This is a genomic window from Sphingomonas hengshuiensis, assembly GCF_000935025.1.
Taxonomy (GTDB): domain Bacteria; phylum Pseudomonadota; class Alphaproteobacteria; order Sphingomonadales; family Sphingomonadaceae; genus Sphingomonas; species Sphingomonas hengshuiensis.
In genome coordinates, this window is the sequence record NZ_CP010836.1 from 1515127 (window position 1) to 1539100 (window position 23974).

Below are 23974 nucleotides of genomic sequence, written 5' to 3' on the forward strand. Positions count from 1 at the left end.
GGCTATGATCGAGACTGCACGCCTGCGGCTGCGCCCCTGGCGCGAGGCGGACAAGCCCGGCTTCCACGCGCTGGTCAACACGCCCGCGATGATGGAGCATTTCGGCGGCCCGAGGCCACAGGCGCGGCACGACGCGATCCTCGACGCGCAGATGGCGCAACAGGCACGCCACGGCCATTGCATGTGGGCAGTCGAGATCGCCGCCACCGGCGAGCTTGCCGGGGTGTGCGGGCTGCGCATCGGCGGGCATCCGGGGACGCCGGTGCCCGAGGAGCTGGAGATCGGCTGGCGGATCGGCGAGGCGCATTGGGGGCAGGGGATTGCCCGCGAGGCGGCGGAGGCAAGCATCGCCTGGGGCTGGGCCAATACTCATCGTCCGCGCATCGCCGCATGGACGACGATCGGGAATTTTCGCTCCTGGGGGCTGATGGAGCGGCTGGGGATGCGGCGCCGCGCCGATCTGGACTTTCGCCACCCTGACTTCGCCGTGGACGACCCATTCGGCGCGATGATCGTCTACGCCATCGATCGCCCGTCCCGATGATCGCGATCGATCGCCTGCTGCTCCGCCGCTGGGAGGATCGCGACCGCGCGCCGTTCCACGCGATGTGCGTCGATCCCGAGGTGATGGCGCACCTTGGCCCACCGCTCAGCCGCGCCGAATCGGATGCCGCGATCGATCGCCAGAATGGCTTGTACGACAGCATCGGCCATTGTTTCTGGGCAGTGGAGCGCCGCGACGATGGCGCGTTCCTGGGCTTTTGCGGGCTCAAGCCCGGCGCGGAGGCGACGCCGATCGAGGGGGAGATCGAAATCGGCTGGCGGCTGGCGCGCGCGCATTGGGGCAGGGGCTATGCCCGAGAGGCGGCGCAGGCGAGCCTCGCCTGGGGCTGGGCGAATCTCGACGTGCCGCGCATCGCGGCGATCACGACCCCCGGCAACACGCGCAGCTGGGGGCTGATGGAGCGGATCGGCATGGTTCGCGCGCCGCACGACGATTTCGACCATCCCGCCGCGATCGCCGCGTTGCGCGCGCACATCACCTATCGGATAGCGCGCCCGGCTTCGTCCGGCTGACGCTTTACTTGTCGGGGGCATTCTGCTTGCCTCCGAACGATGTATTTACCGTCCTTTCCCGCCCGTTTCCGCGCGTTTTGCGCTGCGCAATGTCTTCCGCAGTGAGCCGGGTGGAGGGGGGCGTCGATGCGTCGCCGCACGTCGCGCGCGGGCTGTTCGTGGTGGCGATCCTGTCGGGGTCGTTCCTGCTGTTCCTTGTCCAGCCGATGGTCGCGCGCATGGCGCTGCCCAAGCTGGGTGGTGCGCCGGCCGTGTGGAATTCGGCGATGCTGGTCTATCAGGCGCTGCTGCTCGGCGGTTATGCCTATGCGCATTGGCTGGGGCGGGTGCCCCCGCGCATGCAGGCGGCGATCCATCTGGGCGTGCTGGCGGTCGCGGCGCTGTGGCTTCCGATCGGGCTGTTCGCGATGGACCTGCCCGCCAATGCCGAGCCCGCCTTCTGGGTGCCCTGGCTGTTCGGCGCGTCGATCGGACCGCTGTTCTTCGCGATTTCGGCGCAGGCCCCGTTGCTCCAGCGCTGGTACAGCGCGGCGACCGGCGGGCGCGACCCCTATGCGCTGTATGCCGCATCGAACATCGGCAGCTTTGGCGGGCTGCTCGCCTATCCGCTGGTGGTCGAGCCCTTGCTCGCGCTGAAAGGACAGAGCCTGTTGTGGACGAGCGGCTATGCGCTGGTCTTCGTGCTGGTCGCTGCCTGCGCGACGTTGCTCCCGCGCAAGGCCGCCGAGACGCCGCACATCGTTCACCACAGCCCGCCAGCGGGCGCGCGGCGGGTGGCGCACTGGATCCTGCTCGCCTTCGTCCCCTCTGGCCTGATGCTCGCGACGACGACCTTCCTGACGACGGACATCGTCGCGGTGCCGATGCTGTGGGTGTTGCCGCTGGGGCTGTATCTGCTCAGCTTCTCGGTCGCGTTCCTGAACGACCGCTCGTTGCCCGACGTGCTCACAAAGTTCGTGCCCGTGACGCTGTTGCTGTTCGGCGCGACGCTGATCGCGGGGCATCAGGCGCTGGCCTATGTCAACGCGTTGATCGGGTTGTTGCTGTTGTTCCTGGTATCGGTGGCGCTGCACGGGCGGATGTACGCGCTTCGGCCCGCGCCCGATCGGCTGACGGGCTTTTATCTCGCCATGTCGGTGGGGGGCGCGCTGGGCGGGGTGTTTTCCGGGTTGCTCGCGCCGGTGCTGTTCGACTGGACCTATGAATATCCGCTGCTGATTCTCGCGGCGGGGGCGTTGGTGCCGCAAGCCTTCCTGCTGCCGGCAATTGGGCGGCTTTGGAGCGGCGCGGCGCAGGTGTACCGGATCAAGGTGCTCGCGGTGGCGCTGGCGGTTTCGGTCGTGGTGCTGGTCGGGATCGCGAACCCGGGCGGCGTGCTGGGCGAGATGCACGAGCAGATCGCGTTCCTGCTGGTCGCGATCATCGGGCTCCTCGCAATCGGCCGGCGCGTGCCGTTCCTGATCGCGCTGGCAGGCGGGCTGTTCATTTTCGGGGGCTATCGCTCGATCCAGATGTCGATCGCCGATGCCCGCACGCGGAGCTATTTCGGCGTCTATACCGTGACCGAGACCGACAGCGAGCGGCGGCTGGCGCATGGCACGACGCTGCACGGCATCCAGTTGCTCGGCGCGCGGTCGCGGCTGCCGACGACCTATTATGTCGCGGGATCGGGCGTGGGGCAGGCGATGCTGGCGCTGCCGCGGCTATACGGCCCCGGAGCGCGCGTGGGGGTCGTCGGGCTCGGTTCGGGGACGCTCGCCTGCTATGCGCGGCCCGGCCAGCAGTGGCGCTTCTACGAGATCGACCCGGCGGTGGTGAAGCTGTCGCGCGATTCGGGACCGTTTACCTTCCTGCCCCAATGCCTGCCGGGCGCAGACATCGCGATCGGCGATGCGCGGCTGCGGCTGGGAGAGGCGCCCGCCGCCAGCCTGGACCTGCTTGCGCTCGACGCTTTCTCTTCGGACGCAGTGCCGATGCATTTGATGACGTCCGAGGCATTCGATACCTATGGCCGGGTGCTCGCCCCCAACGGGCTGTTGCTCGTCCATATCTCGAATCGCTTCCTCGCGCTTTCGCCGGTAGTCGCTGCCGCCGCAGAAAAGGGCGGGTGGCACGCTGCGCGGCTGATCTACGAGCCCAGCGCGCTGGAGAAGCATGACGAGGCGAGCGTATCGGACTGGATCGCGCTCTCGCGCAGCCTGCCGACGCTCATCGCGCTGACCCAGGGCCATCCAGGGTGGCGGACGCTGACGCCGCGCGCGGGCTTTACGGGGTGGACCGACGATTATGCGTCGGTCGTGCCGGTGATGCGCGCGTTCAATCCTTCGCTCGCGGAGGAATAGCCAGGCCGACCTCGCGCGCGGGGGTTCAGGCTCCGGCGAGCGCGGCTTCGAGCGCGCCGATGCGATCTCCCTGCGCGGTAACCGTCGCGTCGACCTTCGCGACGGTCGAATCGAGCGCCGGATAGGCGGGCAACCCCGCCTGGCCCCGATCGAGCACCATGCGCTCCAGGTCAGAGAGCGTCGTCAGCGTCGGCGCGCGCAGCGTCTCGAGCCGGCTGAGCGCCGCCTGTGCGTCGAGCCACGGACCCGAACCGGCGGGGAGACCGCGCGCGACGGCGATTTTCGCCTCGGCCTCTCCAGCGGCGACTGCGAAGGCCCGGTCGGCGGTCTCCACTTCCGCCAGGATCTGGGGCAGCCGCGATTCCAGCGCCGCATCGGGTGTCGCCACCGCGGGCGTCCGCACGGGTTCCGCCATGCTCTGCGATTCGATCGGTCGCGGGAGCAGCGACGGGTATCGCGTGGGGTTTTGGGTGCAGCCCGTCAGGGCGATACCGGCGAAAATCACGAGGCTGCGCATGACGATCGCTCTATGCCCGCAGAAAACTATGCGCAACGGGGTTGCGCTTCCGAATTTCGCCGTCTAACAGCGCGTCTCCCGGCGCCCGTAGCTCAGCTGGATAGAGCATCAGACTACGAATCTGAGGGTCGGACGTTCGAATCGTTCCGGGCGCACCAACATCCCCCGCCGCAGTCGCAAGACTCGGCGGGGGTTTGTTTTTCCAGCTAGTTTTATGCCGCGACCGTCGCTCAGGCTGTGGGCGGATTCGCCGGCAGGACCACCGTGACGCGCAAACCCCCGATCGGCGAGTTGCTCGCTTCGATCCGGCCATGATGCGCTTCGACGATCGCCCGCGCCGTCGCCAGCCCCAGCCCCGAGGCCGCCGATTCGTCGGTGCGATCCGAACTCCGGTAAAAGGGTTCGAACAGGCGCTGTGCGAGCATGACGTCGATACCGGGCGCGCTGTCGTCGATGATCAGCCGCCACGCGTCGCGCGAGCTTTCCAGCCCGAGCACAATCCGGCCGCTACGGGGCGTGTAGCGCAACGAATTGTCGATCAGCGCCCCGAACAGCTGCTCGATCCGGTTGCCGTCCCATTTCACCAGGATCGTGTATCCGGGCAGCGTGCTCGTCTCCAGCCGCACGCCCTGGCCCTCTGCGCGCTTGCGATGGGCATAGACGGCGTTGTGGATCAGCGCGCGGGGATCGACGGGGTGGAAGCGCACCGGAAGCCGGCCCAGATCGGCGAGCGCCACCGCGCTCAGATCCTCGGCCATGTGGATCAGCCGGTGGGTATCCTCCTCGATCGCGCCGAGCAGCGCAGCGGGGAGGGCGGGCTGGACCGCGCAAAGCTGGATGAAATGCTCGCCCATATTCTCGGTCGGGCGCTTCAGCTCGTCGGCGATCGACACGAGCCAGGTACGGCGCGCGGTCTCCAGCCGGCTGAACTGGCTCGCGATCCGGCGCAGGTTCCGCATCGTCGCGAGCGTCTCCGCCGGCACGTTCTCGTCGAACGTTACGTCATGATCGCCATGCACCACTTCGCGGCTGATCCGGAACAGCTCGATCTGCGGTCGCGACCATCGCCGGGCAAAGAAATAGCCGGCGACCAGAAGCCCCACGAACAGCCCCAGGACGACCGCGGCGATCCCGATATACAGTGTCGACAGGTAACGGCGCTCGCTGTCGGTGAGTATGGGCGGGCCGATGATCCGGGCTAGCGCGATAACGTGGCCGTTCAGTTCGACGGCACGTTCGGCGCGGGCGGGACCGGTTGCGGTCGGGCCCGCAATCCATTGTCCGCCCGGCGAGATCAGCGAGACCCGACCGCGCAATCGCGAATCGCGCGCGTCCAGTTCGTTGACGAACGCATCGAGGTGCCGCCCGGCGCGCGCGCCCTCGACCACGGTCGCGACGAACCCGTCGAGCCGTTCGCGATCGCGCGAGGCGGTTTCCAACGCCTTGCCCTGATAGGTCAGCGCGACCAGCAACCCGCCGGATACGACCGACGCCAGCAGCGCCTGCGCCGCCAAAGTAGAAAAAATCCCCGCAAACAGCCGCACGATCACCCCCCAAGCTCGCGCGTCGAGCCAGCGAGCCGTAGCGCTCCGGCGCCTTCAGTTCAATTGCGGGTGATTACAGTACGTCGAAGCTGTCCAGTATCCTGGCCCCGGCCATGAATACGGCGACGGGGCAGAGCAGGAACAGCATCTGCCCCGCCCAGCCGGGATATTGCTCGAGATAGTGCATGCCCCGCTCCACCGCGCCGGTGCCGAGCCCGTAAATGACGAGATACGCCTCGAACTTGGACTTGATCGTGAAGAGGCGGCGGGCGCGAGTGAGCATGGGCGGTGACTAGCAAAGGGCGGGCCAAGCGCGGCATTCCGCCATTTTCGTGATGGCGGCTATGGTTAACTGTAAATTAACCCGACAGCGCGGTGTGCGCCGGTCTGAACCCACGTAGCGAGGCTTTCCTATCGCGACGGCTTCTTGCCGGATTCTGCGCGAAGGGCGATGAAGAGCTTGTAAAACGGCATCGGGCTCGGCCCCTTGTAGGGATCGAAGCCGAGGTCGAGCGTGCCCCCCGAGCACGCATATTGGAGTGCCGTGCGCATTCCCGACGGCTCGCTGCCGAGTGTTTTCCAGCCCAGCAGGGACGATTCGATGCCATCGGGCATGCCTGCGCTAACGAGTCGGAACCGCGACCCCTTGCAATCGAACTGCATGCGCGGGCGGATTTCGTTCTCGCCTTTTATCAACGATATCGTGGCACTGGCTTCGTCGGGCGTCTGCGAAATGCTGGCGCGGTCGACAAAGATTACCGAGATTCCGTCGGCACCATTGTCGGTCAGTCCAACCATCATCCACTCAGGTGTCCCAGCCTGTATGGGCGCGATTGCCGCCATCAATGCGAATATCAGCGTCATGCGATCGACCTGCTTCCTTCAACGATGGGAGCGGCGCGGATTGCCCCGCCAGACACGGCCTTATAGGCGGCGCGTCTGATGTGTGCCATCGGGATCGGAGAAACCGATCCTACAGCAGTTCAATGAGGTTCAGCGCCGCATGGAGCCGCCCGCGCGCGCCCTCGATCTCCGCGATCAGCTTCGGATTTCCGATATCGCTGCCGTCGATCGACTCCGGCCAGTGGGCTTCCACCAGCGCCGCCAGCCGGTCGAGCGTCTCTACGTCCACCAGGAATCGCGGGTCGATCGTCGCCGGATCGGCCACCACGCGCAGCCGGAGGCAGGCCGGGCCGCCGCCATTCGCCATCGATTGACGCACGTCGACGACCTCCAGCCGGCGAATCGGGCCGTTGCCCGCGACATGCTGTTCCAGCCAGCGCCACACGCTGGGCGTGTCGCGCGCTTCGCTGGGCAGGATCAGCGCCATCCCGCCATCGGCGAGCGTCACGAGCTGCGCATTGAAAAGATAGGAGGCGATGGCGTCGGCGAGGCTGACCTGCGCGGCGGGCACCTCGACGATCTCGAGCTGCGGCATCACCTGGCGCAGCGCCTCGTAGAAGCCGTCACGGTCGGCAAAGGCGTGCTCATGGGCGAACAGCACATTGCCGTTCGCCACGGCGACGACATCGTTGTGAAACGCCCCCGCCGCGATCGCTTCCTCCGATTGCTGGACGAACAAGGTGCGCGCCGGGTCCAGCCCGTGGCGGCGTGCGATCGCGCGGCTGGCATCTGCGTGCTGGCGGGCGGGGAAGGGGCCGCCGCCGACACCATAGACGAAGACCTCGACTCCGGGGGCGTCGTGCGCCGGGGCAAGCCGCATATGGTTCGCCGCGCCTTCGTCGCCGAACGGCGGGGGCACCGGCGCATGGACTGCAAATTGCGCATCGGCAAAGGCGAGGCGGAGCTGCGCCAGCGTGCCCGGCCATTCGTGGCTGCGGTGCGGCAGCGTCGCGAGGTTGGCGACGGTGAGGTGGCAGCGCCCGTCGGCGGTATCGGGCGCGGGCGAGACCGTGGCGGCGTTGGCTGCCCACATCGCCGACGCCGACAGCGCCTGCGCCTGGAGATGCGGAGGCGCATCGGCATAGCTCGTGGCGAGCTGGGCCAGCCAGCGATGGTCGGGGCGGGCAAGCGGCACGAACACGCCCTGCCGCAGCCCGAGCGCGAGATTCGCGCGCATCTTGGCGATGCCCTGGAGCGCGGCGGCGCGGGGATGCGAGGTCAGCCCGCGGTTGCGCGTCGCGGCGAGATTGCCCGGGCTCAGCCCTGCGAGGTTGTGGCTGGGGCCGATGATCCCGTCGAAGTTGATTTCCTCGAGCATCAGCGGGCGATGTGCGTGATTTCGGCGCCCTCGCCGATGCCCAGTGTCGCCGCCGCGATCGGATCGACGGTAACGGCGCCGTCCGCCTCGCCGCATTTACCCATCGTCACGCGGAAATCGGCGAGCAGGCCGGTGGCGATGATCGAATCGACGCCCTCGTCCGCGATCCGCCCCAGCGTACAGGTGCGCGCGTCGCGGATGGTGCGCACCTGGTCGGTGCGCGCAGTCATGGTCGGGCCGCCATCGAAAATGTCGATATAATGTTCGAAGGCAAAGCCCTCATGCTCCAGCATCCGCATCGCCGCGCGGCCCGAGGGGTGCGGCAGGCCGATCACCGATCGTGCGCTTTCCTGGAGCATCGCGGTGTAGATCGGGTGTTTGGGCATCAGATCGGCGATGAACTGGTTGCCATGCGTCGCGTTGAATTCGTCCGCCTGCTGGAAGTTCATCCCGAAAAAGCGTCCCGCGACGCCGTCCCAGAAGGGCGATCCCCCCGCCTCGTCGATCACCCCGCGCAGTTCCGCTAGCACCCGGTCGGCGAAGCGCGCGCGGTTGCGCGCCATGAACAGATAGCGGCTGCGCGCGAGCAGCATCCCCAGCCCCCCGGCGCGTTCGGCGGGGTGGAGGAACAGCCCGCCGACTTCGCTGCTGCCCTCCAGATCGTTGACCAGGCTGAGTATCTCCGCCCGGAAGGTGCGGGCCAGTTCGCGGCTGTGCTTGGTCACGGTGCCGATGCGATAGCTGTAAAAGGGCCAGGTCTGGCCGACGCGCGTGAAGATCTGGCAGGTGCCGCGCACCTCGCCGGTCTTCACATTTTCCAGGATCAGCACGAACAGGTCGTCATGCTCGCCGCCATCGTCGGGCCGGGCAAAGGCCGCGTGGCTGCGCGCGAGCTTGGCGCGGAGCGCGTCGCGCTCGGGCGGCAAATTGGTGAAGCCGCCGCCGGTCAGCTTCGCCATCTCGTACAGATGCTGGAGGTCCTCGTCGCGGGCGGCTCGGATCACGAAGCTCATAGCGTGCCTTTCTCGGCGATTCGCAGGAGGGTCAGCGCGGAGAGCGCGGCGCGTTCGGGCAGGCTTTCGGGGATCAGAAATTCCTCCACGGAATGAATGGCGCCGCCGCGGGCGCCCATGGTGTCGACCACGGGCACGCCGCACGCGGCGATGTTGTTGCCGTCGCATACCCCGCCGGTCGCTCGCCACGACACCGGGATGCCGAGATCGGCGCCGACGCTGCGGACGAGTTCGAAAAGCCGCGCGGCGCCGGCGTCGATCGGCTTGGGCGGGCGATTGAAGCTGCCATGCACCGTGACGCGCACGTCACGGTCGGCGGCGACTGCTGCGGCTGCCGCATCGAGCGCGGCCTGCGCGGCGGCAATGGCATCCGCATCGTGCGGGCGGAAATTGATGCGGAGCACGGCCATGTCGGGGACGACATTGTTCGGCCCGCCGCCATCGATCCGCGCGGGGTTCACCGACAGCCCCGGCGTCTTCGCCGCCGCCAGCCGCACCGCGAGATCCGCGGCGGCGACCAGCGCGTTGCGCCCCTCGTCGGGGTTGCGCCCGGCATGCGCGCTGCGGCCCTGCACGACGAGCGAGAAATTGCCGGTGCCGCCCCGCGCGCCCGCCAGCGTCCCGTCGGGAAGCGCGGGCTCATAGGTCAGCGCCGCGATCTTGCCGCGCGCGACACGCTCGATCAGCGCGCGCGACGAGAGCGAGCCGGTCTCCTCGTCGGAGTTGATCAGCACCGTATAGCCGATCCGGCCCGCCAGCGGGCTCGCCTCGACTGCACGGAGGGCCGCCAGCATCAGCGCGAGCCCGCCCTTCATATCCGCCGCGCCGGGGGCGTTCAGCGTCCCGTCGGGCAGCCAGCGGCCCTGCTGGAACGGATGATCGGCTCCGTACACCGTGTCCATGTGCCCGGTGAGCAGGAGTTGTACCGGCGCCTCCGGGCGCACCGCCAGATGCAGGTGGCGGCCATGGCCGATCGGTTCGGCCAGGCCATCGGCAGCGACGGCATCGACGGGTTCCGGCTCGATCAGCGCGACTGCGCCGGGCAGGACGGCGAAGGCATCGGCCAACAGATCGGCCATCGCCGCCAGCCCGGCCAGGTTGCGCGTGCCGCTGTTCACGGCGACCCATGCCTCGGTCTGGGCAAGGATCGGCGCATCGGCAATGCGATCAATCGCCGCGCGTTCGATGGGGGACAGAGCGGTCATCGGGACGTGGTAGCGCGGATAAGCCGGGGGGTGAACACCCGGCGCCCTTATCGGGCGTTGTGCGCGGCATAACCTGCGGGATTGGGGCAGACTGGGGCTTTTGGAGCGGAGTCAGGAAGTGCCCACTAGCGGACTTCGGCGTGGGCGGGCATTGTGCGACTGATGATCTCGCGAACTAAACTCATGCTGGCCCTTGCGGGCGCGGTGTTCGTTGCTGCCTGCGTCTATGTCGGTTACGCAAATGAGCTGCTGAAAGGTGTCGTTTCGCCTTGGAACCGCGTCACCTTGCTTTGTGGCTTTCTCTTGGGCGCCGGAGCTGTTTCGTGGTGGATCATGGCTCTCGACCTACGACAAAAGATGAAGCGGATTAAGCGTGCAAGGGCCGCGCGAGGGGAAGGTCGCTAACCAACCCGTCTCCGACATTCGGTCCCGCGAGAGAAGCCCCCGCTCCCAGCTTCACACCCCTAAAAATCGATGACCAAAGCCGCGCGGCTCGTGGTGTCGGTCATCTCGCGGCCAATCGGCGGGCGGCTTTCATACTGCATCGTATAGGAAAATTGCGCCGACAGCGGGCCGATCAGCCGTGCCTGGAGCGCCGATTTGGACGACACGGTGCTGTTCGCATCCTGCACATAGGCGGAGGCGTTCTGCGTCACGGTGATCCCGCGCGACAGCTTCCAGTTGAAATCGACCGATCCGCGCGCGGCGAGATTATTCTCATTCTCCGAATCGATGAACCGCGTCAGCCGATATGCGGGCCCCAATTCCAGGTCGAGCTTCACGTCCTTGTTCTTGATCGCGCTGTAGCCGGCGCCGGACGAGATCGACACGCGATCGGTAAAGCCCGAGAACCGGTCGCTTTCATATTGCGCCGCGCCGTACAGATAGGCGCGGTCGTCGAATTTCCAGTTGGGCTCATAGGCGGCGAGATAGCGTTCGCGCGTCACCACGCCGAGGCTCTCCTGGTAATCCGCCTGGAGCCGCAGCTTGTGCCGCCATGCCAGCGCCTCGCGCCGGATCTCGATATTGGTCGAGAATCCGGTATTTTCGGTATTGCCGCTGGTGAGATAGGCGGCCAATTCGGCGCGGCCCTTTACGAGATCGAAGAAATCGGCCTCGCGGAGCTTGCGCTGCGTTTTCGCCAGCCGCTCCATCCGCCAGTCGGTCGCCAGCTTGGCGACCAGATCGGCGCTTTCCGGCGCCGCGCTGCGCGCATATTTGACGATGACCGCGACGTCGCTCTCGCTGCCCGAGTCCATCGCCGCCTCCAGCATCGCCTTCAGCGTCGGCGGGATCGTGGGGTCCTCCGCATTGGCGAGCAGGAGGGGCAGGGCGATCAATAGGGCGCGCATAAGCCGAGCGTTACGCAGCGGAATCGGGCAGGATAAGGGCGGATCAGACGAGATGATCCGCAAAGACGTCGAGCAGTTGCCGGTACAGCGCGCGCTTGAACGGGACGATCAGCTCGGGAAGCGCGCGCGGCTCGACCCAGCGCCAGGCGCGGAACTCGGGTTCGGCGGTGGCGATGTTCACGTCGGCATCCTGCCCTGCAAAGTCGAACAGGAACCAGCGCTGGCGCTGGCCGCGCCATTTGCCCTTCCACACCTTACCGACCAGATCGTCCGGAAGGTCGTACCACAGCTCTTCGGGCGCCTCTGCGACAAGGGTGACGAGGCGGCGTTCGACGCCGGTCTCCTCCCATAGCTCGCGATAGGCGGCCTCGAGCGGGTCTTCGCCGGGATCGATCCCGCCCTGCGGCATCTGCCACGCCTCCAGCGTCGAATCGAGCCGCTGGCCGACGAACACGCGGCCCTCGCGGTTACGGAGCATGACCCCGGCACAGGGGCGGTACGGAAGCGAGGCGATGTCGGTCATGCGGACCCTATGCCCCTCCCGCAGCGGCAGGGAAATGCCTATGTTGGCGGTGCATGATCGCGGTCGTCCACCATCCCGCCTATGTCGCGCCCGCCCCGGCGCGCAGCCAATATCAGTGGAACAAGAACGGGCTGGTCCGCGACCTTCTCCTGGAGCTGGGCGGCGCGCTGACATGGCACGAGCCCGAGGCGATGCCGCGCGACTGGCTGGAGGCGGTGCACGACCCCGAGTACGTGGCGGAAGTGACCGAGGCGCGGGTGCCGCCGCACAAGGAACGGCGGATCGGGTTTCCCGTGACGGCGGCGGTGGCGCGGCGCGCGGCGATGGTGCCCGGCGGGACCTATCTCGCGGCGCGGCTGGCGCTCGAACTGGGGTTCGCGGCGAATACCGCGGGGGGCAGCCACCACGCGCTGGCCGATACCGGCGCGGGGTTCTGCGTGTTCAACGATCTGGCGGTGGCGGCGGTGCGGCTGACCGAAGAGGGCACAGCGCGGCGGGTGCTGATCGTCGATTGCGACGTGCATCAGGGCGACGGCACCGCCGCGCTGACCGCCGGGCGGGCGGACATCGCGACCTATTCGATCCATGCCGAGAAGAATTTCCCGGTGCGCAAGGCGCGCTCGACTGTCGATGTCGCGCTGGCTGACGGCACCGGCGATGCGGAGTATCTGGAGACGCTTGCCGACACGCTCGTCCCGTTGCTGGACGGGTTCGCGCCCGATCTGGTGCTGTATCAGGCCGGAGTCGATCCGCTCGCCGGGGATCGGCTGGGGCGGCTGGGGCTCAGCCATGACGGGCTGGTCGCGCGGGATCGCTGGATCGGCGGGCAAATGGCTGCGCGCGGCGTGCCCTTGGCCAGTGCGCTGGGCGGCGGTTATGGCATCGACGCGCTGGAGGTTTCGCGCCGCCATGTCGCGTCGATCCTTGCGCTTGGCGAAGCAACGGCAAAGCAACCGTTGCAGCGATAGGGGGATTTTCTACCTTGGGTCCGGCGAACACCGGGCGTAGACCCGCGCCAACGATTGATTGATTGCAGGAATCCCGGCCATGGCAACTGCCGCGCATCAGGTCACGCCCGCAGAGGCATCGGCCCAACCTTCGCCAGAGGCGATCGTCGTCCGCTTCGCCGGCGATTCCGGGGACGGGATGCAGTTGACCGGGGGGCAGTTCACGCTGTCGACGGCGCTGGCGGGCAACGACCTGGCGACCTTCCCTGACTTTCCCGCCGAGATCCGCGCGCCGCAGGGGACCTTGTTCGGCGTCTCCGCCTTCCAGATCAATTTCGGTTCGACCGATATCGAGACTGCGGGCGACCAGCCCGACGTGCTCGTCGCGATGAACCCGGCGGCGCTCAAGACCAATGTCGAGGCGCTCAAGCCCGGTGGGCTGATCATCGCCGACGAAGGCGAGTTCGGGAAGCGCAACCTCGACAAGGCGAAGTACGCCGCCAATCCGCTCGACGACGGCAGCCTGGGCAAGTGGCAGCTGCTCCGGCTCAACATCTCGCAGCTTACCGTCGATGCGGTGAAGCCGTTCGGGCTGGGCAACAAGGATGCGCTCCGCTGCAAGAACATGTGGACGCTGGGGCTGGCGCTGTGGATGTTCGACCGTGATCGCCAGCCGATCGTCGACTGGCTGAAGGCCAAGTTCGCGAAGAAGCCCGAACTGGCCGATGCCAATATCGCGGCGCTGAACGCGGGGCACGCCTATGGCGAGACCGCCGAGCTGGGCGCGATGGGGATTTCGCAGCGCCACGTCTCCGCTGTGCCCGCCGAGGCGGGGCTGTACCGCACCGTCACGGGGGCGGACTCGATCTCGCTGGGGCTGGTCGCGGGGGCACAGTTGGCGGGGCTGAAGATGTTCTTCGGCGGCTATCCGATCACCCCGGCCTCGGCGATCCTGCACAATCTGTCGCGCTTCAAGGAATATGGGGTCACGACCTTCCAGGCCGAGGACGAGATTGCCGCGATCGCATCGGCGATCGGCGCGTCTTATGCCGGGTCGCTCGGGGTCACCTCCTCCTCCGGCCCCGGCATCGCGCTGAAGGGCGAGGCGATGGGGCTGGCGATCATGACCGAGCTGCCGCTGGTGATCGTCAACTCGCAGCGTGGCGGCCCCTCCACCGGGCTGCCGACCAAGACCGAGCAGTCGGACCTCTACCAGGCAGTCTATGGCCGCAACGGCGACGCGCCGATGCCGGTGATCGCCGCGCGCTCCGCCGCCGATTGCTTCGACGTGGCGATCGAGGCGGTGCGGATCGCGGTCCAGTATATGACGCCGGTGATGATCCTGACCGACGGCTATATCGCCAATGCCGCCGAGCCGTGGAAGGTGCCCGACATGAGCACCTACACGCCGTTTCCGGTCGAGTTCCACACCGAGCTTCCGGCCGAGGGCGAGAAATTCCTGCCCTATGCCCGCGACGAGAAGCTCAAGCGGCCCTGGGTCAAGCCGGGCACGCCCGGCCTGCTCCACCGCATCGGCGGGATCGAGAAGGCGCAAGGGACCGGCAACCTCGATTATTCGCCCGCCAACCACCAGGCGATGACCGATATTCGCCGCGACAAAGTGGCGAACATCGCCATAGCGGACCAGATCGTCGAGTGCGGTAACGATCGCGGCAAGCTGGTCGTGGTCGGCTGGGGATCGACCTATGGCCCGATCGCGACCGCCGTGCGCCGCGCGCGGGCAAGGGGGCTCGACGTGGCGCATGTCCATATCCGCCACATCTGGCCGATGCCGGAGAATTTAGGCTCACTGTTAAAGGGTTATGAGCATATCCTCGTTCCCGAAATGAACACCGGCCAGCTCAAGACGGTGCTGCGCGACCAGTATCTCGTCGATGCCAAGCCGCTCAACAAGGTGTCGGGCCAGCCCTTCACCATCGCCGAAATCGAAGCCGCGATCGTCCGCCATCTGGGCGGTGCGGGGGCCGAGGACCTCGGCGCGGACGCAACGCAACTGCCCAGCCTGGAGGCTGTGAATCCTTAACTCCCTCTCCCCTTGTGGGAGAGGGAAGGGGCCCGCCGCGAAGCGGTGGGAAGGGTGAGGGGGAATTGGCCCCCATGTCCGTCCCCCTCACCCTTCCCTCTCCCACAAGGGGAGAGGGGCAGAAGGTAAGAACCCGATGAACGAACTCACCACCATCCGCCCCAGCACCCCCAAGGACTGGGAAACCGATCAGGAAGTCCGCTGGTGCCCCGGTTGCGGCGACTATGCGATCCTGAAGGCTATGCAGCGCACGATGCCCGAGATCGGCGGCACGCCCGAGAATACGGTGTTCGTCAGCGGCATCGGCTGTTCGTCGCGCTTTCCGTACTACATGGAAACCTATGGCTTCCACACCATCCATGGCCGCGCGCCGGCGGTGGCGACGGGGGTGAAACTCGCCAATCCGGAACTCGACGTGTGGATCATCACCGGCGACGGCGACGCGCTGTCGATCGGTGGCAACCACACGATGCACCTGTTGCGGCGGAACCTGAACTGCCAGATGCTGCTGTTCAACAACGAGATTTACGGGCTGACCAAGGGCCAGTACTCGCCGACCAGCCGCGAGGGGACGCGCAGCCCCTCGACGCCGTTCGGGTCGGTCGATCACCCGGCCAAGCCGTGCGCGTTCGCGCTGGGTTCGGGCGGGCGCTTCGTCGCGCGTGGGATCGACATCCACAAGAACCTGCCGAGCGTGCTCAAGGCCGCGCACGCGCATCAGGGCGCGGCGTTCGTCGAGATTTTCCAGAACTGCATCGTCTATAACGACGAGGTGTTCGAACCCTTCACCGCCAAGCCCAATGCGGTCGCGAACCAGATGTGGGTCGAGCATGGCAAGCCGTTGCTCTTCGCGGGCGGCACCAAGGGGCTGGCGCTGGATATCGAGCGGCTGGCGCTGAAGGTGGTCGACGTCGTGGACGGCGATGTTTCGGGCGTGCTGGTGCATGACGTGACCAACCGGACGATCGCGCATCTGCTGGTGGAGATGCCGTTCGGGCCGTTCCCGATGGCGCTGGGCGTGCTGTATGACGATCCGGCGCCGACGTTCGAAAGCGCGGTGGTCGCGCAGAACAAGGCGGTCAGCGAGGGCAAGACGCCGGACCTGCAAAAGCTGGTCGCGACGGGGCAGACCTGGATGGTGGACAAGCAGCCGCATTCGATGTGAGGTTTGGCGAAGAAGAAGAGATTTTTCGCGCAAAGACGCAAAGGCGCAAAGAGGAGGGGCATTGACCCGCGACGTGGAAGCCCTTGCGCGCATTGCAGTCGATTGCGGCTTCAAGCTTCACGAGGCGCTAGGCCCCGGGCTTCTCGAATCGGTTTACGAAGCCTGTATGGCGCACAGTCTTGCGGCGCGAGGATTGGCAGTAGATCGGCAGAAGCCGATCCCGATCCTGTTCGATGGCGTCACCTTGCAGGAAGGGTTTCGAGTCGATTTGCTGGTCGAAGGGCGGCTGCTGATCGAACTCAAATCGACGGAAGCGCACGCGCCGGTTCATGCCAAGCAGCTCCTGACCTATCTGCGTCTGATGAATCTGCCGCTTGGACTGCTAATGAATTTCGGCGCGCCGACCTTCAAACAGGGTGTGCGGCGGCTTGCCAACAACTACAGGCCTGCCGAATGACCCGCACCTCTTTGCGCCTTTGCGTCTTTGCGCGAACCAAAAACTTCTTCTGAGATGGAATCGCCACCCACCCTGCTCTGGTTCCGCCGCGACCTCCGTCTCTCCTATCAGGCGGCGCTGGTCGCTGCCGTCGGCGAGGGGCCGGTGGTGCCGGTGTATGTGCTGGACGACGAGACGCCCAAGCACCGCCGCATGGGTGCTGCGTCGCGATGGTGGTTGCACCATAGCCTGACCCGCCTCGACGCCGCGCTGCGTGAAAAGGGGTCGCGGCTGATCCTGCGGCGGGGGCGGGCGGACGCGGTGCTGGCGGAGCTGGCGGCGGAGACCGGCGCGCGGCGTGTCCATGCCATTCGCCACTATGAGCCCTGGTGGCGCAATGCTGAGCGCGCCGTGGCGAAGCGGATCGAGCTGGTGTGCCATGACGGGAATTACCTCGCGCCGCCCGGAAGCGTGACGACGGGCGGGGGCACGCCGTACAAGATCTTCACGCCCTTCTGGCGCGCGTTGCGCGAGCGCATGCCGCCTGCGGTGCCCGTTGCCGCTCCCGACGCGATCCCGGGCCCTGCGCAGTGGCCGCAGTCGGATGCGCTTGCCGATTGGAACCTGCTGCCGACCCGCCCGAACTGGGCAAGCGGGTTCGACGACTGGACTCCGGGCGAGGGCGGGGCGCGGGAACGGGTCGCCGCGTTCGTCGACCACGCCTCTCGCTATGACGAGCAGCGCAACCTGCCGTCGATCGAGGGCAGCTCGCGCCTGTCGCCGCATCTGCACTTCGGCGAAGTGTCGCCCGCGACCGTCTGGCACTGCGTCGCCGACGCCGGCGGGTCGGTCGAGACCTTTCTCGGCGAGCTGGGGTGGCGGGACTATGCGCAGAACGTCATCCTGCAATTTCCGGACTATGCCGCACGCAACGCCCGCGACCGGTTCGACGCGCTGCCGTGGCGATCGAGCCCGAGCGAGCTCAAGGCGTGGCAGCAGGGCCGCACCGGCTACCCGATCGTCGATGCCGGGATGCGCCAGCTCTGGGCGACCGGGTGGATGCACAATCGCGTGCGGATGATCGCCGCGAGCTTCCTGATCAAGCATCTGCTGATCGACTGGCGCGAGGGCGAGCGCTGGTTCTGGGACACGCTGGTCGATGCCGATTACGGATCGAACGCCGTCAACTGGCAGTGGACGAGCGGGACGGGGATCGATTCGAACCTGTTCGTGCGGATCATGGCGCCGCTGAGCCAGTCGGAGAAATTCGACGCCGCGGGCTATATCCGGCGCTGGGTGCCCGAGCTTGCCGGGCTGTCCGACACGGCGATCCACGATCCCGACGCCGCCGGGTGCCGTCCGCGCGGCTATCCCGCCAAGATCATCGGCCACCGTGAGGCACGCGAGCGCGCGCTGGCTGCCGTACGCTCGATCGGCTGACCACCGCGCGCGACACGAAGGGTGTTGCGCTGTGGCGCTATTACCTGATGTATTGCGAAGGCGGCTTTCGGGGCGGCAGCATCGACGTAGCGCGAGTGACGCTCGTGAAGGAGGGGATGATGGCGAAGGCATGGATAGTGGCGGGTGCGCTGGCGCTCGGGATGGCCGGTCCCGCAGCGGGGCAGGCGGTCGTGTCGCCCGACGTGCAGATCAAACCCGGCGATACCGCTGGGCTGCGCAAGGTCGGCGCCGAAGTGCTGTTCTGGAGCCAGGCACAGCGCGACGCCAACTTCCCGGCGATGGAAAAGATCTTCCCCGGCCATATCGTCAAGGCCGGCGGCAAGGTCCGCGCGCTTCCGGCGGGCAAGCCGCTGGCGGTGCCCGAGGCGGAGATCGACGCCTTTATCGCGGCACAGAATGTGTCGGGGCTGATCGTGCTCCAGGACGGCAAGGTGCGGCTGGAACGCTATGCGCGCGGCTATGGCCCGCAGGGGCGCTGGACCAGCTTCTCGGTGGCCAAGTCGTTTACGTCGGCGCTGGTCGGCGCGGCGATCCGTGATGGCTATATCAAGTCGGTGGGCGAGCCCGTGACCAAGTACATCCCCGAGCTGGCGGGCAGCGGCTATGACGGGGTGACGATCGCGCAACTGCTGACGATGACCTCGGGCGTGCGCTGGAACGAGGATTATACCGACGTGAAGTCGGACGTGGCGCGGATGTTTCTCGAGCCGGTGCCCGCGGGGGAGGACCCGACCGTCTTCTACATGAAGAAGCTCCCGCGCGAGACCGCCCCGGGCAGCAAATGGGTGTACAAGACCGGCGAGACCAATTTGATCGGCGTGCTGGTGATGCGCGCGACGGGCAAGCCGCTGGCGACCTATCTGAGCGACAAGATCTGGAAGCCGTTCGGCATGGAGCGCGATGCCTTCTGGATGGTCGATCCGTCGGGGCATGAAGTCAGCGGATGCTGCCTGTCGGTCAGCCTGCGCGACTATGCGCGGATGGGGCAGTTTGCGCTGGAAGGCGGCAAGGGCGTGGTGCCCGCGGACTGGATCGCCGAATCGACGCGCGCGCAGGCGGCGTTCGCGCGCCCCGGCTTTGGCTATGGCTATCAATGGTGGGTCTATCCCGAGGGCCGTTTCGGCGCGATCGGGATATTCGGGCAGACGATCGGGATCGACCCGAAGACGCGTACGGTGATCGCGATTTCCGCCGCCGCGCCGAAAGCGACCGACTCGGCCTATGGCGCGGCGCGGATGGCGTTCGTCGACCGGCTGTTCGCGTCAACGGCGGCGCGTTAACCCACCCGCTCGAAATGGCCGGGCGCGAAGCCCGCGATCATCAGCGCTGCGATCCGTTCTGCGACGACTTCGGGCGGCTTGACGGTCTGCGCGTCTTCGCCGGGGAAGGCGCGGGCGCGCATTTTCGTCCGGGTGGCGCCGGGATCGAGGATCGCGGTGCGGATTCCAGAGATGTGGCGGACTTCTTCGCCATAGCTGAGCAGCAGATTGTCGAACGCCGCCTTCGACGCGCCGTACATCCCCCAATAGGCGCGCGGGATGCGGCCCACGCTGGAGGTGACGCCGATCACCCGCGCCTGTGTCGCCTTGCGCAGCATCGGGTCGAACGCCGCGAGGATCGCCGCCTGTGCGGTGACGTTGAGCGTCAGCACCTTGGCGAATTCCTTGAAGTCGATCGCGGTGACCGCGCTCAGCGTCCCCAGCGACGCGGCGTTGAGCAGCAGCATGTCGAGCGCGGTCCAACGCTCGGACACTGCGGCGGCGAGCCGGGAGATGCTCTCATTCTCGGTCAGGTCCATCGGCGCGATCGTCGCGCTGCCGCCTGCGGCGTGGATCGCCTCCTCGACCTGCTCGAGCCCGCCGGCGGTGCGCGCCGTAAGGATCACATGCGCGCCCGCGGCGCCGAGCGCGAGCGCCGACGCGGCGCCGATCCCGCGGCTGGCGCCGGTGACGAGGGCCGTCTGGCCGGCAAGAGGTTTTGTGGTCACGCGAGTCTCCGAAGCGACGGGATCAACCAACCCGTTCTTCCAGAAGCGCGAATTGGTCAACCGGAGTCAGCTCGTCCTGGTCGGTCAGCGACGTCGGATAATCGCCGGTGAAGCAGGCATCGCAATATTTGGGATTGATGTCGGCACGCCGCGCCTCGCCCAGCGCCTTGTACAGCCCGTCGATCGAAATAAAGGCGAGGCTGTTGGCGTGGATGAAGTCGGTCATCCCGCCCACGTCGAGCTTGGCCGCGAGCAGCTTGGCGCGTTCGGGGGTGTCGACGCCGTAGAAGCAGCTATGGCGGGTGGGGGGCGAGGCAATGCGCATATGCACCTCCGCCGCGCCCGCCTCGTGCATCATCTGCACGATCTTGAGGCTGGTTGTGCCGCGCACGATCGAATCGTCGATCAGCACGACGCGCTTGCCCTTGATCAGCTCGCGATTCGCATTGTGCTTCAGCTTGACGCCGAGATGGCGGACCTTGTCGCCCGGCTGGATGAAGGTGCGGCCGACATAGTGCGAGCGGATGATCCCCAGCTCGAACGGAATGCCGCTTTGCTGGGCATAGCCGATCGCGGCGGGGACGCCCGAATCGGGGACTGGGACGACGAGGTCGGCCTCGACCGGCGATTCGATCGCCAGCTGCGCGCCGATCGCCTTGCGCACCGAATAGACCGAGCGATCGTCGCTGATCGAATCGGGGCGCGAGAAATAGACATATTCGAAGATGCAGGGGCGCGGCGATTGCGGCGCGAACGGCTTGTGCGACGACAGCTCGGTGCCCTTGACGATCACCAGTTCGCCCGGCTCCACGTCACGGACATAGTCGGCGCCGACCACGTCGAGCGCGACGGTTTCGGACGCGAAGACGATCGTGTCGTCCAACCGGCCCATCACCAGTGGGCGGATGCCCAGCGGATCGCGGCAGGCGATCATGCCCTCCGGCGTCATCACGATCAGCGAATAGGCGCCCTCGACGCGCTTCAGCGCATCGATGAAGCGATCGATCAGCGTGCGATATTGCGACGTCGCGACCAGATGGATGATGACTTCGGTGTCCGAGGTCGACTGGAAGATCGCGCCGCGCCGGACGAGGTCGCGCCGCAGCCGCATCGCGTTCGAGATATTGCCGTTATGCGCCACCGCAAAGCCGCCGCTCGCCAGCTCGGCATAGAGCGGCTGGACGTTGCGGATCGCGGTCTCGCCGGTGGTGGAGTAGCGGACATGGCCGGCGGCGGTGGTCCCGACCAGCGCGCGAATGACCTCGTCGCGGTCGAAATTGCCCGCGACATGGCCCATTGCGCGATGGGTGTGGAACTGATTCCCGTCCCAGCTGGTTATCCCCGCCGCTTCCTGACCGCGGTGCTGGAGAGCATGGAGCCCCAGCGCAACCAGCGCGGCGGCGCCCTCCGCGCCGGAAACACCAAAGATGCCGCACTCTTCGCGCAGCTTGTCGTCGTCAAACGGATGTGTGGTAAGCATCGGCCCTCATGGGGTTCGTAACTCGCGCCCGGCATATAGGGCGTCCGTGCGGCTTTGTCGCCGCTTCGTCACAAAGAAATGAACCCGGGCAATTTTCGGTGGTTTTCAGCCTCCTGAGGAGATTGGAAATGCCCAAAAACCACGGACCCCAGGTAAAAAACGACAAGTTGTATGAGGATTTGCGCCGGGACGGCGCCTCCAAGGAGAAGGCCGCGCGGATCGCGAATGCCAAGGCGGCGGGCACGCTCGACCATAAGGGGCGGCTCGATTCGCGGAGCAAGGACGACCTTTACGCCGAGGCGAAGGAGATCGGAATCGAGGGCCGGTCGAAGATGTCGAAGGGCGAACTGATCGAGGCGATTCGCGGTCGGTGACGGCGAAGTTGCGGGCAGGGTTGCCCCGCCCGCAACGTGCAGTCCTTTACGCCGCGCGGAACATCTCGGGGTCGAGCGCCATCACGGCATCGCTGCCGCTCTCGATCTTGCGCCGCAATCCGCCGGCATCCGGCAGGAAGCGTTCGAAATAGAAGCGCGCGGTGACCAGCTTCGCCTCGAGGAACTTGGCGTCGGCGGCACCGGCTGCGAGCCCCTCGGCAGCGGCCTTCGCCATGCGCAGCCACATCATGCCCAGCGCCACGGTGCCGGTGAGCTGCATATAGGGATAGGCGCCCGCGCCGACATGGTTCGGGTTCTTGAAGCCATTGGCGGCGAGCCACATCGTCGCGCCCTGGAGATGCCCGAGGCCCTTTTCGAGCGATTCAGCAAAGCCATTGAGCTGCTCGTCGCCCTTGGCTGCGGCGATGTCCTCGCTCACGAGCTTGAAGAACGCCTGCACCGCGCGCCCGCCGTTCAGCGCGAGCTTGCGACCGACAAGGTCCATCGCCTGGACGCCATTGGTGCCTTCATAGATCATCGCGATCCGGGCATCGCGGACATATTGCTCCATGCCCCATTCAGCGATGTAGCCATGGCCGCCATAGACCTGCTGGCTGTCGGTCGCGACCTTATAGCCGATATCGGTCCCGACGCCCTTGATGACCGGGGTGAGCAGCCCGATCAGGTCGGCGGCGAGCTGGCGCTCTTCCTCGGTGGCGGCGGCGTGTTCGAGGTCGACCTGGAGCGCGGCCCACAGGCACAAAGCGCGCAGCCCCTCGGTCTGGGCCTTGGCCTCCATCAGCATGCGGCGGACATCGGGGTGGACGAACAGCGTGTCGGCTTTCTCGCCCGGCTCCTGCGGCCCGGTCAGTGCGCGGCCCTGGCGGCGATCGCCGGCATATTGCACTGCGTTCTGATAGGCGGTCTCGCCGACGCCAAGCCCCTGGAGCCCGACGCCCAGCCGCGCGGCGTTCATCATGATGAACATCGCGGCGAGGCCCTTCATCTCCTCGCCGACGAGCCAGCCCTTGGCGCCGTCATAGTTCATGACGCAGGTCGAATTGCCGTGGATGCCCATCTTGTGCTCGATCGAGCCGCACGACACCGCGTTGCGTTCGCCCAGCGATCCGTCGTCGTTGACGATGACCTTCGGCACCACGAACAGCGAGATGCCCTTGCTGCTCTCCGGCGCGCCGGGGGTCTTGGCGAGCACCAGATGGATGATGTTGCTGGTCAGGTCATGGTCGCCCGACGAAATGAAGATCTTCGTGCCGGTGATGCTGTAGCTGCCGTCCGCATTCGGCTCGGCGCGGGTGCGGATCAGGCCCAGGTCGGTGCCGCATTGCGGCTCGGTCAGGTTCATGGTGCCGCCCCATTCGCCCGACGCCATCTTGGGGATGTACATCGCCTGCTGCTCGCGCGACCCCTTGACCAGCAGCGACGAGATCGCGCCGTGAGTGAGCCCGAAATACATGGCGAACGCCATGTTGGCGGAGATCATATATTCCTGAAACGCCGTCGAGATGATGTGCGGCATTGCCTGTCCGCCGAATTCCTCCGGCGTGCTCAGCGTGCCCCAACCCGCCTCGACGAACTGGGCATAGGCTTCCTTGAAGCCGTCGGGCGTGGTGACGCTGCCGTCGGCGTGGCGGGTGCAGCCCTGCTGGTCGCCGACCTGGTTGAGCGGGAACAGCACTTCGGCGACGAATTGGCCGCCCTGTTCGAGCACCGCCTCGACGGTATCGGGGGTCGCGTTCTGGAAGCCGGGCAGGTTGGCATAGCGATCCAGCCCGATCACCTTGTCGAGAACGAAGCGCGTATCGCGGATAGGGGGGGTATATTGCGGCATTTCAGGGTTCCTCAGTCGGCGTCTCTGCTTTCGAGCAGTTCGACGAATTCTTGCAATTCGGAGATATGCGCATCGATGTCGCGCTTCTGGCTTTCGAGCAGCGCGATCCGGTCGCGGCAGCGGGCCAGCGTCACCTGGCGCTGGACGCGGCGGCCGTCGCCGATATCGTACAGGTCGATCATCTCGCGGATCTCGGCGAGGCTGAAGCCGACGCGCTTGCCGCGCAATATCCAGGCGAGTCGCGCGCGATCGCGCTGCGAATAGATGCGCTGGGTGCCGCGCCGCTCGGGGGCGATCAGCCCCTCATCCTCGTAGAAGCGCAGCGCGCGCGGCGTAACGCCGAATTCGGCGCACAGGTCGGTGATCGAAAAGGATTCGCGATCGGCGGGCTCGATCGGCGCCAGGCCTGCGACGGAGAGTGCGGCTACAGACATGAT

23 protein-coding genes and 1 tRNA gene are annotated in these 23974 nt (G+C 66.8%); 11 read left to right on the plus strand and 13 right to left on the minus strand.

Annotated features, from left to right (window positions below):
* Positions 1 to 4: 4 nt before the first annotated feature.
* The 3 genes from TS85_RS06675 (at position 5) to TS85_RS06685 (ending at position 3419) form a co-directional block, all read left to right on the plus strand.
* Positions 5 to 544: a GNAT family N-acetyltransferase gene (locus TS85_RS06675; protein ID WP_044331191.1), complete on the plus strand. Its 540-nt coding sequence runs from the start codon at positions 5 to 7 to the stop codon at positions 542 to 544.
* Positions 541 to 1077 carry a GNAT family N-acetyltransferase gene (locus TS85_RS06680; protein WP_044331192.1) on the plus strand — a complete coding sequence of 179 codons (537 nt, stop codon included), beginning with the start codon at positions 541 to 543 and terminating at the stop codon, positions 1075 to 1077. The genes TS85_RS06675 and TS85_RS06680 overlap by 4 nt, the downstream gene beginning before the upstream one ends.
* 89 nt (positions 1078 to 1166) lie before the next feature.
* A complete protein-coding gene (locus tag TS85_RS06685) occupies positions 1167 to 3419 on the plus strand; it encodes a spermidine synthase (RefSeq protein ID WP_044331193.1) in 2253 nt (750 codons plus the stop codon).
* Positions 3420 to 3444: 25 nt separating this feature from the next.
* Here TS85_RS06685 and TS85_RS06690 read toward each other — a convergent pair whose 3' ends face one another.
* A complete protein-coding gene (locus TS85_RS06690; RefSeq protein WP_044331194.1) occupies positions 3445 to 3936 on the minus strand; it encodes a hypothetical protein in 492 nt (163 codons plus the stop codon).
* A gap of 81 nt (positions 3937 to 4017) precedes the next feature.
* Between TS85_RS06690 and TS85_RS06695 the strand changes: the two genes are divergently transcribed.
* Positions 4018 to 4094 (plus strand) — tRNA-Arg (locus tag TS85_RS06695).
* Between the two features lie 72 nt (positions 4095 to 4166).
* Here TS85_RS06695 and TS85_RS24030 read toward each other — a convergent pair.
* From TS85_RS24030 to TS85_RS06735, 8 genes are all read right to left on the minus strand, one after another.
* Positions 4167 to 5486, minus strand: coding sequence for a sensor histidine kinase (locus TS85_RS24030; protein WP_155006325.1), 1320 nt, complete (start codon positions 5484 to 5486; stop codon positions 4167 to 4169).
* Positions 5487 to 5553: 67 nt separating this feature from the next.
* A complete protein-coding gene (locus tag TS85_RS06705) occupies positions 5554 to 5763 on the minus strand; it encodes a hypothetical protein (RefSeq protein WP_044331195.1) in 210 nt (69 codons plus the stop codon).
* A 128-nt stretch (positions 5764 to 5891) separates the two neighbouring features.
* Positions 5892 to 6344, minus strand: coding sequence for a hypothetical protein (locus tag TS85_RS06710; protein WP_155006326.1), 453 nt, complete (start codon positions 6342 to 6344; stop codon positions 5892 to 5894).
* A gap of 109 nt (positions 6345 to 6453) precedes the next feature.
* On the minus strand, positions 6454 to 7701 hold the full coding sequence (locus tag TS85_RS06715; protein ID WP_044331198.1) for an N-succinylarginine dihydrolase: 1248 nt from the start codon (positions 7699 to 7701) through the stop codon (positions 6454 to 6456).
* Entirely contained in the window at positions 7701 to 8714 is a 1014-nt protein-coding gene (locus tag TS85_RS06720; RefSeq protein WP_044331200.1) for an arginine N-succinyltransferase, read from the minus strand. Before TS85_RS06720 ends, TS85_RS06715 begins: the two co-directional genes overlap by 1 nt.
* Positions 8711 to 9919, minus strand: coding sequence for a hydrolase (locus TS85_RS06725; RefSeq protein ID WP_077228501.1), 1209 nt, complete (start codon positions 9917 to 9919; stop codon positions 8711 to 8713). Before TS85_RS06725 ends, TS85_RS06720 begins: the two co-directional genes overlap by 4 nt.
* A 464-nt stretch (positions 9920 to 10383) precedes the next feature.
* On the minus strand, positions 10384 to 11271 hold the full coding sequence (locus tag TS85_RS06730; RefSeq protein WP_044331201.1) for a DUF481 domain-containing protein: 888 nt from the start codon (positions 11269 to 11271) through the stop codon (positions 10384 to 10386).
* 43 nt (positions 11272 to 11314) lie between these two features.
* Positions 11315 to 11794, minus strand: a complete 480-nt coding sequence (locus tag TS85_RS06735) for an RNA pyrophosphohydrolase (protein WP_044331202.1) — start codon at positions 11792 to 11794, stop codon at positions 11315 to 11317.
* Between the two features lie 53 nt (positions 11795 to 11847).
* Between TS85_RS06735 and TS85_RS06740 the strand changes: the two genes are divergently transcribed.
* The 6 genes from TS85_RS06740 (at position 11848) to TS85_RS06765 (ending at position 19127) form a co-directional block, all read left to right on the plus strand.
* On the plus strand, positions 11848 to 12762 hold the full coding sequence (locus TS85_RS06740) for a histone deacetylase family protein (protein WP_044331203.1): 915 nt from the start codon (positions 11848 to 11850) through the stop codon (positions 12760 to 12762).
* Between the two features lie 79 nt (positions 12763 to 12841).
* On the plus strand, positions 12842 to 14785 hold the full coding sequence (locus tag TS85_RS06745; protein WP_044331204.1) for a 2-oxoacid:acceptor oxidoreductase subunit alpha: 1944 nt from the start codon (positions 12842 to 12844) through the stop codon (positions 14783 to 14785).
* A gap of 136 nt (positions 14786 to 14921) precedes the next feature.
* Positions 14922 to 15950 carry a 2-oxoacid:ferredoxin oxidoreductase subunit beta gene (locus tag TS85_RS06750; protein WP_044331205.1) on the plus strand — a complete coding sequence of 343 codons (1029 nt, stop codon included), beginning with the start codon at positions 14922 to 14924 and terminating at the stop codon, positions 15948 to 15950.
* 61 nt (positions 15951 to 16011) lie between these two features.
* Positions 16012 to 16407: a GxxExxY protein gene (locus tag TS85_RS06755; protein WP_044331206.1), complete on the plus strand. Its 396-nt coding sequence runs from the start codon at positions 16012 to 16014 to the stop codon at positions 16405 to 16407.
* 54 nt (positions 16408 to 16461) lie between these two features.
* Positions 16462 to 17826 carry a cryptochrome/photolyase family protein gene (locus TS85_RS06760; protein WP_044331207.1) on the plus strand — a complete coding sequence of 455 codons (1365 nt, stop codon included), beginning with the start codon at positions 16462 to 16464 and terminating at the stop codon, positions 17824 to 17826.
* Positions 17827 to 17921: 95 nt separating this feature from the next.
* On the plus strand, positions 17922 to 19127 hold the full coding sequence (locus TS85_RS06765; RefSeq protein ID WP_227698702.1) for a serine hydrolase domain-containing protein: 1206 nt from the start codon (positions 17922 to 17924) through the stop codon (positions 19125 to 19127).
* On the opposite strand, the gene TS85_RS06770 is transcribed toward TS85_RS06765, so the two are convergent.
* On the minus strand, positions 19124 to 19834 hold the full coding sequence (locus TS85_RS06770; protein WP_044331208.1) for an SDR family NAD(P)-dependent oxidoreductase: 711 nt from the start codon (positions 19832 to 19834) through the stop codon (positions 19124 to 19126). The two genes, TS85_RS06765 and TS85_RS06770, sit on opposite strands and share 4 nt — an antisense overlap.
* Before the next feature lie 22 nt (positions 19835 to 19856).
* Positions 19857 to 21314: an amidophosphoribosyltransferase gene (gene purF, locus TS85_RS06775; protein ID WP_044331209.1), complete on the minus strand. Its 1458-nt coding sequence runs from the start codon at positions 21312 to 21314 to the stop codon at positions 19857 to 19859.
* A 128-nt stretch (positions 21315 to 21442) separates the two neighbouring features.
* On the opposite strand from purF, the gene TS85_RS06780 reads away from it, so the two are divergent.
* The gene (locus tag TS85_RS06780) at positions 21443 to 21688 is read left to right on the plus strand and encodes a Rho termination factor N-terminal domain-containing protein (RefSeq protein WP_044331210.1); all 246 of its coding nucleotides are present in this window, start codon (positions 21443 to 21445) and stop codon (positions 21686 to 21688) included.
* A gap of 46 nt (positions 21689 to 21734) precedes the next feature.
* Here TS85_RS06780 and TS85_RS06785 read toward each other — a convergent pair whose 3' ends face one another.
* On the minus strand, positions 21735 to 23537 hold the full coding sequence (locus TS85_RS06785) for an acyl-CoA dehydrogenase C-terminal domain-containing protein (RefSeq protein ID WP_044331212.1): 1803 nt from the start codon (positions 23535 to 23537) through the stop codon (positions 21735 to 21737).
* A gap of 11 nt (positions 23538 to 23548) precedes the next feature.
* Positions 23549 to 23971, minus strand: a complete 423-nt coding sequence (locus TS85_RS06790; protein ID WP_044331214.1) for a MerR family transcriptional regulator — start codon at positions 23969 to 23971, stop codon at positions 23549 to 23551.
* Positions 23972 to 23974: the final 3 nt, after the last annotated feature.

Coding starts and splice junctions, on each gene's coding strand:
- TS85_RS06675 (WP_044331191.1), top strand. CDS start 5: ATGATCGAGACTGCACGCCTGCGGCTGCGCCCCTGGCGCGAGGCGGAC.
- TS85_RS06680 (WP_044331192.1), top strand. CDS start 541: ATGATCGCGATCGATCGCCTGCTGCTCCGCCGCTGGGAGGATCGCGAC.
- TS85_RS06685 (WP_044331193.1), top strand. CDS start 1,167: ATGTCTTCCGCAGTGAGCCGGGTGGAGGGGGGCGTCGATGCGTCGCCG.
- TS85_RS06690 (WP_044331194.1), bottom strand. CDS start 3,936: ATGCGCAGCCTCGTGATTTTCGCCGGTATCGCCCTGACGGGCTGCACC.
- TS85_RS06705 (WP_044331195.1), bottom strand. CDS start 5,763: ATGCTCACTCGCGCCCGCCGCCTCTTCACGATCAAGTCCAAGTTCGAG.
- TS85_RS06710 (WP_155006326.1), bottom strand. CDS start 6,344: ATGACGCTGATATTCGCATTGATGGCGGCAATCGCGCCCATACAGGCT.
- TS85_RS06715 (WP_044331198.1), bottom strand. CDS start 7,701: ATGCTCGAGGAAATCAACTTCGACGGGATCATCGGCCCCAGCCACAAC.
- TS85_RS06720 (WP_044331200.1), bottom strand. CDS start 8,714: ATGAGCTTCGTGATCCGAGCCGCCCGCGACGAGGACCTCCAGCATCTG.
- TS85_RS06725 (WP_077228501.1), bottom strand. CDS start 9,919: ATGACCGCTCTGTCCCCCATCGAACGCGCGGCGATTGATCGCATTGCC.
- TS85_RS06730 (WP_044331201.1), bottom strand. CDS start 11,271: ATGCGCGCCCTATTGATCGCCCTGCCCCTCCTGCTCGCCAATGCGGAG.
- TS85_RS06735 (WP_044331202.1), bottom strand. CDS start 11,794: ATGACCGACATCGCCTCGCTTCCGTACCGCCCCTGTGCCGGGGTCATG.
- TS85_RS06740 (WP_044331203.1), top strand. CDS start 11,848: ATGATCGCGGTCGTCCACCATCCCGCCTATGTCGCGCCCGCCCCGGCG.
- TS85_RS06745 (WP_044331204.1), top strand. CDS start 12,842: ATGGCAACTGCCGCGCATCAGGTCACGCCCGCAGAGGCATCGGCCCAA.
- TS85_RS06750 (WP_044331205.1), top strand. CDS start 14,922: ATGAACGAACTCACCACCATCCGCCCCAGCACCCCCAAGGACTGGGAA.
- TS85_RS06760 (WP_044331207.1), top strand. CDS start 16,462: ATGGAATCGCCACCCACCCTGCTCTGGTTCCGCCGCGACCTCCGTCTC.
- purF (WP_044331209.1), bottom strand. CDS start 21,314: ATGCTTACCACACATCCGTTTGACGACGACAAGCTGCGCGAAGAGTGC.
- TS85_RS06780 (WP_044331210.1), top strand. CDS start 21,443: ATGCCCAAAAACCACGGACCCCAGGTAAAAAACGACAAGTTGTATGAG.
- TS85_RS06785 (WP_044331212.1), bottom strand. CDS start 23,537: ATGCCGCAATATACCCCCCCTATCCGCGATACGCGCTTCGTTCTCGAC.
- TS85_RS06790 (WP_044331214.1), bottom strand. CDS start 23,971: ATGTCTGTAGCCGCACTCTCCGTCGCAGGCCTGGCGCCGATCGAGCCC.